12 protein-coding genes are annotated in these 14,223 nt (G+C 66.6%); 5 read left to right on the top strand and 7 right to left on the bottom strand.

From position 1 onward, the window contains the following. The first annotated feature begins 269 nt into the window (after positions 1-269). A complete protein-coding gene (locus B7G52_RS15895) occupies positions 270-875 on the top strand; it encodes a nitroreductase family protein (RefSeq protein ID WP_096698544.1) in 606 nt (201 codons plus the stop codon). Between the two features lie 24 nt (positions 876-899). Beyond that, positions 900-1,367: a YbhB/YbcL family Raf kinase inhibitor-like protein gene (locus B7G52_RS15890; RefSeq protein ID WP_096698525.1), complete on the top strand. Its 468-nt coding sequence runs from the start codon at positions 900-902 to the stop codon at positions 1,365-1,367. A 7-nt stretch (positions 1,368-1,374) separates the two neighbouring features. Here the strand turns inward: B7G52_RS15890 and B7G52_RS15885 are convergent, their stop codons facing one another. The 5 genes from B7G52_RS15885 to lon form a co-directional block, all read right to left on the bottom strand. Further along, positions 1,375-2,397: a hypothetical protein gene (locus B7G52_RS15885; RefSeq protein ID WP_096698524.1), complete on the bottom strand. Its 1,023-nt coding sequence runs from the start codon at positions 2,395-2,397 to the stop codon at positions 1,375-1,377. After that, on the bottom strand, positions 2,394-2,744 hold the full coding sequence (locus B7G52_RS15880; protein WP_240523485.1) for a hypothetical protein: 351 nt from the start codon (positions 2,742-2,744) through the stop codon (positions 2,394-2,396). The genes B7G52_RS15885 and B7G52_RS15880 overlap by 4 nt, the downstream gene beginning before the upstream one ends. A gap of 164 nt (positions 2,745-2,908) precedes the next feature. After that, a complete protein-coding gene (polX, locus tag B7G52_RS15875) occupies positions 2,909-4,636 on the bottom strand; it encodes a DNA polymerase/3'-5' exonuclease PolX (protein ID WP_096698542.1) in 1,728 nt (575 codons plus the stop codon). Next, a complete protein-coding gene (locus B7G52_RS23660; protein ID WP_170954784.1) occupies positions 4,636-4,806 on the bottom strand; it encodes a hypothetical protein in 171 nt (56 codons plus the stop codon). The genes polX and B7G52_RS23660 overlap by 1 nt, the downstream gene beginning before the upstream one ends. 10 nt (positions 4,807-4,816) lie before the next feature. Next, the gene (lon, locus tag B7G52_RS15870; protein WP_096698523.1) at positions 4,817-7,183 is read right to left on the bottom strand and encodes an endopeptidase La; all 2,367 of its coding nucleotides are present in this window, start codon (positions 7,181-7,183) and stop codon (positions 4,817-4,819) included. A 358-nt stretch (positions 7,184-7,541) separates the two neighbouring features. Between lon and metG the strand changes: the two genes are divergently transcribed. After that, positions 7,542-9,623, top strand: coding sequence for a methionine--tRNA ligase (metG, locus tag B7G52_RS15865; protein WP_096698522.1), 2,082 nt, complete (start codon positions 7,542-7,544; stop codon positions 9,621-9,623). 73 nt (positions 9,624-9,696) lie between these two features. On the opposite strand, the gene B7G52_RS15860 is transcribed toward metG, so the two are convergent. Then, entirely contained in the window at positions 9,697-11,448 is a 1,752-nt protein-coding gene (locus tag B7G52_RS15860; RefSeq protein WP_096698521.1) for a 7TM diverse intracellular signaling domain-containing protein, read from the bottom strand. A gap of 144 nt (positions 11,449-11,592) precedes the next feature. Between B7G52_RS15860 and B7G52_RS15855 the strand changes: the two genes are divergently transcribed. Further along, complete coding sequence (locus B7G52_RS15855; RefSeq protein WP_096698520.1) at positions 11,593-13,263, top strand: SulP family inorganic anion transporter; 1,671 nt, start codon at positions 11,593-11,595, stop codon at positions 13,261-13,263. 58 nt (positions 13,264-13,321) lie between these two features. Here B7G52_RS15855 and B7G52_RS15850 read toward each other — a convergent pair whose 3' ends face one another. Continuing rightward, positions 13,322-13,843 carry an outer membrane protein assembly factor BamE gene (locus tag B7G52_RS15850; RefSeq protein ID WP_096698541.1) on the bottom strand — a complete coding sequence of 174 codons (522 nt, stop codon included), beginning with the start codon at positions 13,841-13,843 and terminating at the stop codon, positions 13,322-13,324. A 126-nt stretch (positions 13,844-13,969) separates the two neighbouring features. On the opposite strand from B7G52_RS15850, the gene B7G52_RS15845 reads away from it, so the two are divergent. Then, positions 13,970-14,194, top strand: a complete 225-nt coding sequence (locus tag B7G52_RS15845; RefSeq protein WP_096698519.1) for a DUF3460 family protein — start codon at positions 13,970-13,972, stop codon at positions 14,192-14,194. The last annotated feature ends 29 nt before the right edge of the window (positions 14,195-14,223 follow it).

The raw sequence follows: 14,223 nt of genomic DNA, 5'->3' as shown, positions 1-14,223 counted from the left end.
CCGGGGCGCGCCGCGCGGCAGCGGGATGGGCTGAAGTCTAAGCCAATGCCGGGGCAGGTGCCGGCCGGCGATGACCTGACAACCCGGCCATGCGTGCGGGCTTTCGCCGGGGCGCAGCCTTGATCTGCCTCAATGCGTGCCATGCACACAGGCGGAAAATGATTTTTCGTGAAGATGCAGGGATGGCAGGCACCCTCCCGGCATCCGCTCAGCGGCCGCATGTGCGGCCCGCACGTTTTGACACGTCCTGCTTCCTGCTGGAGGATTTCATGTCCACGATCCCGCTCAATCTGGAAACCGACACGGTGGTCCTGCCACCGCCGGCCGTGCCGCCCGCCGTCACGCTGGCGCAGGCACTGGAGAAGCGCCACAGTTCGCGCGCCTTCCTGCCGGACACCCTGCCCCTGGAAACGCTGTCGGCGCTGCTGTGGGCCGGCTTTGGCATCAACCGGCAGGGCAGCGCCCACCGCACCGCACCGTCGGCCCGCAACTGGCAGGAGATCGACGTCTACGCGGTGTTGCCCGAAGGCGCCTACCGTTACGACGCCATGTCCCACCAGCTGCTGCTGGTCAAGGCCGAAGACCTGCGCAGTGCCACCGGCACGCAGGACTTCGTGGCCAGCGCGCCGCTGAATCTCGTCTATGTTGCGGACTTCAGCCGCATGCATGATGCCAGCGCCGAGGAGCGCCATTTTCTTGCCGGCGCCGACGCCGGCTGCATTGCCCAGAATGTCTACCTGTTTTGCGCTGCCACCGGTCTGGCGACGGTGGTTCGCGGCCTGATCGACCGGGGCCGGCTGGCGGCGGCCCTGGGCTTGTCCCCGACCCAGCGCATCGCCCTGGCACAAACCGTCGGTTCCCCGGCGGCGCCATGAAACCTGCCTGAGCGGGAAACATCCATGGAACTGCGTTCAAGCGCTTTTGCGCCGAATGGCGAGATACCGCGGCGCCACACTTGCGAAGGCGACGACAGTGCCCCGCCGCTGCACTGGGACGGTGTCCCGCCAGCCGCGCGCAGCCTGGTGTTGATCGTGGACGATCCCGATGCACCCGACCCGGCTGCACCGCGGCAGACCTGGGTGCACTGGGTGCTGGTCGACCTGCCGCCGGACAGCACCGGTATGCCGGCGGGCGGCCATCCATTGCCGGGCGGTGCACGCGCAGGCCTCAACGACTGGCACCGGGCGGACTACGGCGGCCCTTGCCCGCCGACAGGCCGGCACCGCTATTTCTTCAAGCTCTACGCCCTGGATACGACACTGCCCACGCTCCATCAACCGACCAAGGCGGCGGTCGAGCGCGCCATGCAAGGCCATGTGCTGGCCAACGCGGAACTCGTGGGCACCTACCAGAAGACCCGCGCCTGAGCGCGATTCACGGCGTGTCGATGGCTGGGTCCGCCCCAGCCTCCCGGGAGGCTGCGCCCCAGCGGGTGGCGCCAAAAGCCTCCAGGAAGCGGTCCAGGTCCTGTGCCGGCAGGTGGTCGATACCTGCCGCCCCGGCCCGGCCGGCGCCGCCGAAACGGTGGCACAGCTCCCTCGCGCCACCTGCGGCGGACAGCGGCGCACGCACGCTGACGACATAGGCACCGCCGCGCATGGCCTTCAACACGGCATGCGCCTTCTGCGGCTCGGCACGGGCGAGTTCATTGGCCAGGCAGCCGATCACGCGCCGGCTCCAGCCGGCGTCCGGCAGCAGGGTCGCACTGGCGCGGCCATTCTGCCAGTGCGGCGGCAGGTTCGCAGCCCGGCGCAGGTCATCGCGGCGCAGGGCATCGAGTTGCTGCGCTACCGGCTCGTGCTGCAGCAGGTCAAGCGGGTCGCGGTAACGGACCAGCGTCTCGTACAGGCGCGCCGGCGCCATGAAAACATCGCTCTCCTCCTCGCCGTAGGCGTTGTAATTGATGGCCTCGCCGAGCATGCGCAAGCGGTCACGGTCATCGGTGTTCATGCCGGTCTGCGCCGCGAGCGCGTCGGCCACGCCGGTCAGGTTGTCGCCATACGCCCCCACCAGCGCCCAGGACCGGTGAGCCCCGCCGAGGTGGCGATCCATCAGCAGGCTGGTGCAGGTCTGGCTGTCGAGGTCAATGTGGGTTTCCAGGTTCGGATGGTCTGGCACATCGGGCGGGGCGTGGTGATCGAAGTAGCGCACCCGTGCGCCCGCGGCAAGCAGGCGCAGCAGGGACGCGCGGTTGCGCTGCAGCGACACGTCGCACACCAGCACCTCGTCGCCCGGTCCGGCCTGCACCCGGTCCAGCAGCGCGATATCGCGCTTGAGCCCCGTGACCAGCACAGCCGGTGCCGGCTGCTGCAGCCGCCATTGCAGCACGGCGCACAGGCCGTCGGCATCGCCGTTGCAGACGTCGATGTGCCGCCCCGCGGCCGGCACCGCGGTCATTCGCCTTCCGGATGGGGCGGCGACGGACCTTCGGCGGGCTCGCCGGTCTCGGGATCCAGCCATTCGCCGATGCCGATCTCGCGTTCAGCCTCCTGCAGGCTGAGGGTTGGCTCCAGCTCGCCGCCGTCGGCGGCATCCATGTCCTGCTGCGCCAGTTCCAGCGTCTCGAACGGGCCGAACTCCTGTTTGCCGTCCTGCGCCAGCCAGTGGTAGCCGTCCGGGCGGGCCACGATCCGGCCCGCCTCCTCAGCGGGTTCGGTGGCTTCGGACAACGCCTCGGGCGCTTCCTCGCCGTCCTCGTTCTGGTGGTGCCGGGCATCCGCCGGGATACTTGTCTTGCGTGTCATTCGTCCTCCTTCCATGGCGACAGCGGGCAACTTGCCCGCACGGGGCATTGCTATCAGCAAACCCCATTTTGTGCAGTGTGTCCCTTGCTGGCAAGCCAGCCGTGATGTTGATCAACACCCCTGCAAATGGCAGGGTTGCCCGAATGCGGCGGCAGCGCCCGGATTCACCGCATGGTGCGGGCAAGCACAGGCCGCAGGTCTTCCAGCGTGAGCGTGTTCAGCACATCGGCTTTTTCAAGCCAGCCGCGCCGTGCCTGGTCGATGCCGGAGGTCAGGTGGTTGAACTCAAGCGTGCTGTGGGCATCCGAGTTGATGCAGACCAGCACACCTTCGGCCTTGGCCATCTGACAGGCCGTATCGGTCAGATCGAGCCGCGCCGGCTGGGCATTGAGCTCGACGAAGCAGCCCCGCTCCCGGGCCTTGCGCAGCACCCGCAACAGATCGAAGTCACAGGCGGGTCGCTCGCCGATCAGGCGCCCGCCCGGGTGCGCGAGCAGCGTGAAATACCGGCTGTCCATCGCCCGCAGCAGCCGCGCGGTCTGTTGGGCGCGCGGCAGGTCAAAACGATGGTGCACCGCACCCACCACCAGGTCCAGCCGCTGCAGGATGGTGTCGGGCAGGTCCAGCGTGCCGTCCTCGAGGATGTCGACTTCCACCCCCTTGAGAACCGTGAAGCCCGGCGACTGCGCGTTGAACCGGTCGATGCGATCGATCTGCCTGGCCAGCCGGACCGGATCGACGCCACGGGCGACGCCCAGACGGCGCGAATGCTCGGTGATCGCGAGGTACTGCAGGCCGCGCGCACGGGCCGCTGCAGCCATGGCTTCCAGGCTGTCCTGGCCATCGCTTTCGCTGGTGTGCACATGCAGGTCGCCCCGCAGGTCCCCCAGAACCACCAGCACCGGCAGCCGGCCCTGGCGCGCCGCGTCGATTTCGCCGCGGTCCTCGCGCAGTTCGGGTTCGATGTAACGCAGGCCGATGGCCTGGTAAAGCGCCTCCTCGGTGGCGCCGGGCAGGCGGTCCCGGCCCCGGAAGACGCCGTACTCATTGATCTTTAGCCCACGCTCCTGCGCCAGCCGGCGCAAGGCGATGTTGTGCACCTTCGAGCCGGTGAAGTAGACCCAGGCCGCACCGAAACTTTCCGCCGGCACCGCGCGCAGGTCGACCTGCAGCCCGCTCTTGAGAACCACGCTGGCCCGGGTACTGCCGTGGGCCAGCACCCGGCTCACATCCTCGCCCCCGACGAAACGATCGATCACCGGACTGCGGCCGCTCAGGCTGACCAGCAGGTCCAGATCGCCCACCGTCTCGCGCCGCCGCCGCAGGCTGCCGGCGGCCACAGCGCGCGCCACGCCGGGCAGGGCCGCCAGGTCGGCCAGCAGCGCCCCGGCCGTCTGGTCCGCCCTCCACAGTGGAATGCGCCGCTCCTCCTCCAACTGCGCGGCGGTCGCATCCAGAATGGCCTGCTGGCTTTTGGGACCGAAGCCGTGAATCGCCTGCACCCGTCCTTCCCGGGCCGCATGGTGCAGCTGTTCGATCGTCTGGACACCGAGTTCATGGTGCAGCACCCGCACCCGCTTCGGGCCCAGGCCCGGCACTTTCAGCAGTTCGGTGATGCCGGGCGGGAGCTCCTGGCGCAGGCGCCCCAGCAGCGCGCAGGAGCCGGTTTCCGCGATCTCCCGGATCTTCGCCGCCAGGTCCGAGCCGATGCCTGGAAGGTCATCGAGATCGGCCCCCTGGGCCAGCATGGCCGGCACCGGCTGGCCCAGTTCGCCGACGGTGCGGGCGGCGTTGCGGTAGGCGCGAATGCGAAATGGATTCGCCCCCTCGATGTCGAGCAGATCCGCGATGTCGTTGAGGGCCGCGGCGATGTCGGTGTTATGCGCTGGCATCACATCCGTCGCGCGGCCCACTGCCGGGCCCTGGCGATGGCGATGCGGATGGCGCGCCCTTCGTCCATGCCCTCGGCGAGCAGCGCGTTGGCCACTTCTATCGCCTTGAGGCGCACGGGCTCAGGCAACCCGCGCATGGACACCGGGTAACGCTGAGCCGTCCAGGGCATGGCATCGCCTTCACACCAGCACGAAGCCGGCACCCGGCGCCGCATCGCCGCCCAGTGCCGCCTGAATGGCGTCATCCACATGATCGAGCCAGACGAAGGCCAGGGCCTGCCGTGCGGCCTCGGGCACGTCGCGCAAGTCCTTCTCGTTGCGCCTTGGCAGCAGCACGGTCCGCACACCGGCACGCTGCGCCGCCAGCACCTTTTCCTTGATGCCGCCCACCGGCAGCACCAGGCCGCGCAGGCTGATTTCGCCGGTCATCGCCACCTCGTGGCGCACCGCCCGGTCGGTGAACAGCGACGCCAGCGCAATAAACATTGCCACCCCGGCGCTCGGCCCGTCCTTGGGAATGGCGCCGGCCGGCACATGCACATGCACGTCAACGGCATCGAAACTGGCCGCCGCAATGCGCAGCAGCGGCGCGCGCGACTTCACCAGCGTCAGGGCAGCCTGGGCACTTTCCTTCATCACGTCGCCGAGCTGGCCGGTCAGGATCAGGCGACCGCTGCCGGCGACGCGGGTGGCTTCGATGAACAGGATGTCACCGCCCGCGGGCGTCCAGGCCAGCCCGGTTGCCACACCCGGCAAACTGCTGCGCAGCGCGATTTCGTGTTCGAATTTCGCCGGCCCCAGCAACGCGTCCAGGTCGGCCGCATCAACACGCACCAGCGCTTTCGAACCTTCGGCAATCTGCACCGCGGCGTGGCGCATGACACGCCCGATCTCGCGCTCGAGCTGCCGCACCCCGGCCTCATGGGTGTAGTCGGCCACCAGCGCCTGCAGGGCCGCGCTGGTCAGCTCGCACTGGCCCTCGCGCAGGCCGGCGGCTTCACGCTGGCGCCGCACCAGGTAACGCTGCGCGATCTGCAGCTTTTCCTCCTGCGTGTAGCCTGGCAGGTCAATCACCTCCATGCGGTCCCGCACCGGCGCGGGCACGTGGTCCATCACATTGGCCGTCGCGATGAAAACCACACGGCTCAGGTCGAAAGGCACGCCGAGGTAGTTGTCCCGGAAGGTCGAGTTCTGCTCCGGGTCCAGCACCTCCAGCAGCGCCGCCGACGGATCGCCGTGGGCGCTCGGCGAGACCTTGTCGATTTCGTCCAGCATCATCACGCAGTGGCGCGCACCGGCCTTGCGCAGGCTCTGCACAATCATGCCCGGCATGGCGCCTATGTAGGTGCGGCGATGGCCGCGGATCTCGGCTTCGTCATGCACGCCGCCCAGCGACACCCGCACAAAAGGCCGGTCCAGCGCGCGTGCAATGCTTTGCCCGAGCGAGGTCTTGCCCACGCCGGGGGGGCCGACAAAACACAGGATGGGTGCGCGCCCCTGCGGGTTGAGTTTTTGCACCGCCAGAAACTCGACAATGCGCTGCTTGATGCGCTCCAGCCCGTAATGGTCCGCCTCAAGAATCCGCCGCGCTTCGGCCAGGTCGATCGGGGCGGGTTCCGGCGCCGCCCAGGGCAGCTCGGTCAGCCACTCGAGGTAGGTGCGCAGCATCGAATGTTCGCCGGAAGCTTCCGGCATGCGCTGCAGGCGCCCCAACTCCTTGCGCGCCTGCGCCTCCACATCGGGGGGCATGCCGGCCTTGGTGATCAGCTCGCCAATGCGCGCGACATCCTCACCGTCGCCGTCCTCGCCGAGCTCCTTCTGGATGGTCTTGAGCTGCTCGCGCAGCAGGTATTTGCGCTGGCGGTCATCCATCTGCTCCTTGGTGCGCTCGCCGATTTCCTGCGACAGCCGCAACACCTCGATGCGTCGCGACAGGATCTGCAGCACTTTCTGCAGCCGCTCCTCGGAGTTCACCGTTTCCAGCAGCATCTGCTTTTCGGTGATTTCGGCGTCCAGCAGGCTGGCAACGATGTCGGCCAGGTGCGACGGTGCCCGCACGGTCTGCAGGGTGTGGGCCAATTCGGCCGGCGCGCCCGGCAACAGGGAGAGGATTTCCACGGCACGTTCGCGCAACTGCAGCCCCAGGGCTTCTGCCTGGGTGGAAACAGCGGACGGCTCCTCAATGGCCTCCACGCGCGCGGCCAGAAAAGGGTAACCCTCGACCAGGGCCTCTATCCGGAAGCGCGCCACGCCCTGGCAGACGGCATGCTGCAGTTTTTCACCGGTATCCACATGCTGCAGGACCTTGGCGAAAGTTCCGACATCGCACAGGGCGTCGCGGCCGGGATCATCCACCCGGGCGTCCCGCTGCAACACGATGCCCACCGGGGTGACGCTCCTGCTCGCGTGCTCGATGGCCGCAATTGATTTTTCCCGGCCGACGGTGATCGGCACCAGCGCGTGCGGAAACAGCACCACATTGCGCATCGGCACCAGGGCGATCACGCCCTCGGGCAGCGTCAGCGGATTGGCGTCTGGCAAGTCCATCAGTCACCTCGTCTTGCTTGGATGTCACTCAAGTACGCTGGAGCCGCGTCAGGCCAGGCGGCTGGCAACCGGCAGTGGCAGAGCCTCCCGCCGGTGTTTCCCGGACAGCAGCGCATTGCCCGGGAAGGCGACCGCCTCCACAGTGGAGACAGGGCCGATTTCAGTATAGCCACGGCCTGCGGCGCGGAAAACGGGCCACCGGGCGTTCATGTTGACTTGCATCAAGCAAAGGAAGCGCTTCCCGCCCATCGAGCGCCGGCCAGGTGACCCGCGCGGGCGCTGCGGACGGGGCAGGGCGGTCCGACTTAAAATCACGGGTTAGCCTCAGCAAGCTCTCACAGCTCACCAAAGCACCACCATGCCCCAGCGCCGCCTTTTCGTCACCACCGCCCTGCCCTACGCCAATGGCAATTTCCACATCGGCCACATCATGGAGTACATCCAGGCCGACATCTGGGTGCGCTTCCAGAGGATGCAGGGCCATGCGGTGAATTTTGTCGGCGCCGACGACGCCCATGGCGCGCCCATCATGATTGCGGCCGAGAAGGCCGGCAAGACGCCGCAGCAGTTCGTGGCCGACATCGCCGCGGGACGCAAGCCCTACCTCGACGGCTTTCACATCAGCTTTGACAACTGGCACTCGACCGACGCACCGGAAAACCACCAGTTGGCGCAGCAGATCTACCGGGACCTCAAGAAGGCCGGCCTGATTTCGACCAAAACCATCGAGCAGTTCTTCGATGTCGAAAAGAGCATGTTCCTGCCGGACCGCTTCATCAAGGGCCAGTGCCCGAAATGCGGCGCAAAAGACCAGTACGGTGACAACTGCGAGGTCTGCGGCGCGGTGTATGCGCCGACCGATCTGATCCACCCCTACTCGGCCCTGTCGGGCGCCACGCCGGTGCTCAGGAGCTCGGAACACTTTTTCTTCCGGCTGTCCGACCCGCGCTGCGTCGAGTTCCTCGAGCAGTGGACGCAGGACGGCAAGCTGCAGCCCGAAGTGGCCAACAAGGTCAGGGAGTGGTTCTCGGTGCGTGACAACGCCGACGGCACCCAAAGCGAAGGCCTGGGCGACTGGGACATCTCGCGGGACGCGCCCTACTTCGGCATCGAGATCCCCGACGCGCCAGGCAAGTATTTTTATGTCTGGCTGGATGCGCCCGTCGGCTACCTCGCGTCGCTGAAAAACCTGCTGGACAAGCGCGGTGAGGACTACGAGGGCTACATGGCCGACCCCAAGCTCGAGCAGTACCACTTCATCGGCAAGGACATCGTCACCTTCCACACCCTGTTCTGGCCGGCCATGCTGCATTTCAGCGGCCGCAAGACACCGGACAACGTGTTTGTCCATGGTTTTCTGACCGTCAACAACGGCGAGAAGATGAGCAAAAGCCGCGGCACCGGGCTGGACCCGCTCAAGTACCTGAGCCTGGGCATGAACCCGGAATGGCTGCGTTACTACCTGGCCGCCAAGCTCAATGCGCGCAACGAGGACATCGACTTCAACGCCGACGATTTCATGGCGCGCGTCAACAGCGACCTGGTCGGCAAGTACATCAACATCGCCAGCCGCGCCGCCGGATTCATTGCCAAGCGCTTCGCCGGCCGGCTGGGGGAGATCTCCGCCGACGGGGATGCGCTGCTGTCCGTGCTGCGCGCCCAGAGCGACGCCATCACACAGCTGTATGAATTCCGTGAATTCGCCAAGGCCCTGCGCGAAGTCATGCTGTTGGCCGACCGCGTCAACGCCTATGTGGACCAGAACAAGCCCTGGGAACTGGCCAAGCAGGCCGGCATGGACACGCGCCTGCAGGATGTCTGCACGGTGTGTATCGAGGCCTTCCGCCTGCTCACCATTTACCTCAAACCGGTCTTGCCGGCACTGGCAGCCGAGGTCGAGGGCTTCCTGAAAACCGGGCCGCTGTCGTTTGCCGATGCCGCTGCCGGCCTGGGCAGCGGCCACGCCATCGGCGACTACAAACACCTGCTGCAACGCGTGGACATCAAACAGCTGGATGCCTTGTTTGAGCCTCCAGCCCAGGAAACGCCTGCGCCATCAGCTATCGAATACATAGCACCCGGCGGCGAGGACATCGCACCTGCCATCACCATCGACGACTTCAGCAAGATCGACCTGCGCATTGCCAAAATCATCAACTGCGAAGCCGTGGAAGGTTCGACCAAATTGCTGCGCCTGACGCTGGACGTGGGCGAAGGCACCCTGCGCAACGTCTTCAGCGGCATCGCCTCCAGCTACCAACCGGAAGACCTGATCGGCAAACACACGGTGATGGTGGCCAACCTGGCGCCGCGCAAGATGAAGTTTGGCATCAGCGAAGGCATGGTGCTGGCCGCCAGCCACGCCAATGAAAAAGCCGAGCCGGGCATCTTTGTACTCGAGCCTCTGCCCGGCGCGCAGCCCGGCATGCGCGTCAGGTAAAGAAGCGCTGAATGCGTCCTTGCGGATGGGCGGATCGCGCGCCGCAGGGGACTTGTTCGGCGCTTCCTTAAGCTCAGGCGACAAATCGCAGGGCCTTGCCCGGGCGGGCCGCCATCTCGGTGACCGCCGCCTCCAGCGCCTGCAGCAGCAGGGCCACCCCCGCCGCCTGAAACGGTGCCGCAGCGATGGCAACCTTGAGTTGCAGCACCGCACCCGGTGGCAGCAGTTCGCTGGGGGCCAGGCCGCGCGCGATCAGGCGCTGCCCCATTTCCGAGAGCTGGTCGCGCGTGACGCGGCCCTTGAGGATCAGCACAAAATCGCCGTCGCGGTGCCGCGCCACGGTGTCGCCCTCCCGGGCCACCCGCGTGATGCAGGCCCCCGCATGGACCAGCGCCATCTGGGCCACCTGCAGGCCGTATTCGTCGCGGATCGCCTGGATGTTGCCGATACGCACGCGCAGCACCGCCCCCGAAGCCGGCTCGCGCTGCTGGTGAATGAGCAACTGGTGCAAACGCTCGAGCATCACCCGGTGGTTGACCGCACCGGTCAGCGGGTCAATCCGGGCCATGGTGTCGATACGAGCCCGGTTGTCGCGCCATTCCCGGTTGCGCAGGTACAGGGCAACCAGCAGCAGCGGGATCTCCAGGGCCACGCCCAGTTGCGCCCCGTATTGCGTCATGAAGGACACGGGCACCAGCTGCATGTTGCGCAGGACCGGGAACACGGCGCCAGCCAGCATCGCCAGCACGCCGGCCAGCACCCACAGGCCGACGCTTGGAATGCGCCAGGCGTACCACAGCGCCACACCGAGATAAATTGCGAAGCTGGCCAGGTAGTAGGGGCCGGAGATCGCAAAAAACGGGTTGCGTCCGACAAACAGGAAACACAGCGCCAGTACGGCACCTGCGCCTCCCATCGCCAGCATCAGGCGGGTGGCCCAGCGGGTGCCGCGTCCGAGCACCAGCTCACGCATGAAGAGGTGGCCCAGCGCCGCACCCGTCACCGGAAGCACGTTGGACGCCACGTCATTCCACCAGGGGTTGTCGGGCCAGAAATACTCGCCGGCCAGGCCCGTGAGCGAGAGCTGGCCCAAGGCCATCACCAGCACATAGACCGCGTAATAAAAATGGATGGAGTCGCGCCAGAAATAGGCGTTGACGGTACAGATCACCAGCACCAGCGCCACCAGCCCGGCATAGGCGCCCAGCAGAAAATGCCAGCGCTTGCTGGACGCCTGGAAATCGCGCGCGGACCACACGGTCCAGCGCACGCTGATGGGATGGCTGTGCTGCACCCGCAGGTAGCTGGGCCGGGCCTCCCCCGGCTGCTGCACCAACTCGAACGCCGGATGCAGGTAGGGCAAGGGCCATTGCGAGACCGGGATCGAATCGCCCGAACGCAGGGCACGCCAGCCGCCATCGGCTGCGGGCCGGTACAGGTCCACGCGGTTCATGCCGGGGTGCAGCAACGCCAGCACCATCGGGGTCGGCTCACTGACAGCAGGCAAGGCCAGCTGGTACCACAGGGCCACGGCGCCGCCGGCCGGCATGATGCGCTCGGCGCTGGCCGGTGTGGCCTCGCCGCGAGCAAAGCGCTGCTGAACCTGCTCCAGCGTCTGCTCGCCCGATGTATCCACCAGCACCAGCGCTTCGCCCTGCCGGCCCAGCCATCCGGAGGCCGGGGCCGACCCGGTCTGCGCCAGCACCGGCGGACCGGCCGCCAGCCAACATGCCGCCAGTCCACAGGCGACAAAGGCGAGCAGTGCCCGGCCGGGGCGGCCCGTGACCCGACATGACAAAGACCAACGGCTGGGAAAAAGTGGCATGGAGCGTGCGTGCGCGGCTTAAGATGAGCAACCGCAGGTATTTGAAACAAAAAAGACGTGTCCCACTTTAGCAAGGGACTCCCGGTCTGACCATCCCACAGTTGGAGGATGAACCCGGCCGGCGTGTCACTCTGGAGTCTTCTGATGAACTTGCCCGCCTACCTCGCGCCGTTTCGCCCCCGCATCTTTTCAGCGCTGGGCGGCTACACGCGCGAACGTTTCAGCAACGACCTGGGCGCCGGCATGACCGTCGGCATCGTGGCCCTGCCGCTGGCCATGGCCTTTGCGATTGCCTCGGGGCTGTCGCCGCAGGCCGGCATCTGGACCGCCATCATTGCCGGCGGGCTGATCGCCCTGCTGGGCGGCTCGGCCGTGCAGATCGGCGGGCCGGCCGGCGCTTTCATCGTGATCGTCTACGGCATCGTCGAGCAATATGGCCTGCCCAACCTCCTGATTTCCACCGCCTGCGCCGGCGTGCTGCTGTTCCTGCTCGGGTTTCTCAAAATGGGCACGCTGGTGCGTTACGTCCCGGTCAGCATCGTGGTCGGTTTTACCAACGGCATCGCCGTGCTGATTGCGCTGTCGCAGCTCAAGGACCTGCTGGGCCTGCAGATTGCCAAGATGCCGGCGGACTTTTTCTCGCAGATCAAGGCCCTGGCCGCCCACATGGACTCCTTCAACGCCAGTGCCCTGGGCCTGGGCGTGGTCTGCTTTCTGGGCCTGGTGCTCTGGCCGAAACTGTTTGCCAGCCACAACGGCACCGGCAATGGTCTGGCCGCGCGCCTGATCAAGCGGGTGCAGGTGGTCGAGGGCCTGCAACTGATGGGTGCCACCCGGGTGGTGTCGCGCGTGCCGGGACCGGTGGTGGCGCTGGTCACGCTGACGGCCTTTGCCTACTTGCTGAGTCTGCCGGTGGAAACCATAGGCTCACGTTTTGGCGGTATTCCGCGCGCGCTGCCGGCCTTTGCCCTTCCCGATTTTTCCTGGGAGACGGTGCGGCTACTGCTGCCACCCACGCTGACCATCGCCGTGCTGGGCGCGGTGGAATCTCTGCTGTGCGCACGTGTCGCCGACCAGATGTCCGGCCTGCCCAAACATGATCCCAACCAGGAGCTGATGGCCCAGGGCGTCGCCAACTTCGTCGTGCCTTTTTTCGGCGGTATGCCGGCCACCGGCACGATCGCCCGCACCGTGACCAACTTGCGGGCGGGCGCCACCTCCCCGATCGCCGGCCTGGTGCATGCCCTCATGCTGGTGGGGGTGGTGCTGATCGCCGCGCCGCTGGCCGCGCATGTGCCGCTGGCCGTGCTGGCGGGCCTGTTGCTGCATGTGGCCTGGAACATGGGCGAGTGGCGCGAGTTTGCGCACCTGCGCCAGTACAGCAACCACTACCGGTTGCTGATGCTGGGCACTTTCTTGCTGACCGTGGTGTTTGACCTCACGGTCGCGCTGCAGGTCGGCATGCTGCTGGCCTGCGTGCTGTTTGTGCAACGCATGAGCAGTTTGTTCCAGGTGGTGGAGACCGGACGCACCGACGACTCCATCCACTTCCAGCTCTACGGTTCGCTGTTTTTCGGCGCGGTCGCCAAGATCGACCCGGTGCTGTCGGTGGTGGAAAGCGCGCCGCAGGGCCTGCTGGTGCGCCTCGATGCCCAGTCATTGCAGTCGCTCGATGCCTCGGGGCTGGATGTGCTGGGTCAGCTGCACAAGGCCATCGTGCTGCGCGGCGGCCGGCTGGTGATCTCCGGCCTGAACGCCCAGCCGCGCGCGGTCATGGCGCGTTCGGGCTTTCTGGCGAAGGTGGAAGAACTATGAAAATGATAGCTGCTTGCGCCTATTTCATAAGGGCTGCAGCCCTTCTCGACATTTTATTTTAGCGACTGGGGCCGCTGGGCCCAGTCACCTCGGCATCGACCGAGGCGGTGCGCACGACGCGCAGCTCCCGGTCAAACACCACGGTGAAAATTCTCGGCGTGACCGGCGGCGACAGGTAACGCCAGTCGTAGTGGGTTTCCTGCTGCAGGGCATACGGCGTGACCCGCATCGGCTTGCCCAGCATCTTGCGCACCTGCTCCATGGGCATGCCGGGCAGCACCAGCGCGAAGTTCTGCGGCGTCAGGACCTGTCGCAACGCGCTCATCCGGCCGTCCGGGCCGATGGTGATCATGTAGTTGACCTGGCCTTCGGGCTGGCGGTTGTATTCGAAGGTGCGCGCACCGGCTTGGGCGGCTGCGCCGGGAAAGGGGTTGCCGGCCAGGTCGGCGGCTTCCCAGATTTTTTCGGGCTCACCGAAGCGGGCGCGCACATCGGCTTCGGTGGCCACCCCTTCCTCGAGTTCGGCGATGCGCTGCGGGTCGCAACCCACCATCCCCAGCAGTACCGACAGCAGTCCCATGAGAGCCCAGCTCCTTGTGTGCGCGCGGCCCACCACTGTGCGGCCCGCCCGGAAAACGAAAAAAGGCAGGCACATGGTGGTCCCCGGTAAAATCAGTCAATTCAACATTTCAGGCAGTTTAGTCCCATGTCCATCTTCGCCCGCCCCCACTACACCTCGGAAGTGACCCTGTTCATTGAGGAACTCAAGGCGAAAAAACCCACGCTGGAGGCCGAACAGCGCGAGGGACGCGCGATCTGGTGGGACAAGAAGCTGGACCGTTCCGAGCAGGCCGACTACCAGGATGCCCGCGTGCCGCAGCAGCCCTATGTGTATGGCACCAGCGGCCACCCGAACAGCGAACAGGCCTGAGACCCATAGTCAAAAAGGCCTCCAGCCCT

Source organism: Polaromonas sp. AER18D-145, from assembly GCF_002379095.1.
Taxonomy (GTDB): Bacteria; Pseudomonadota; Gammaproteobacteria; order Burkholderiales; family Burkholderiaceae_C; genus Polaromonas.
This window is presented reverse-complemented; position numbering and strand designations above follow the sequence as displayed.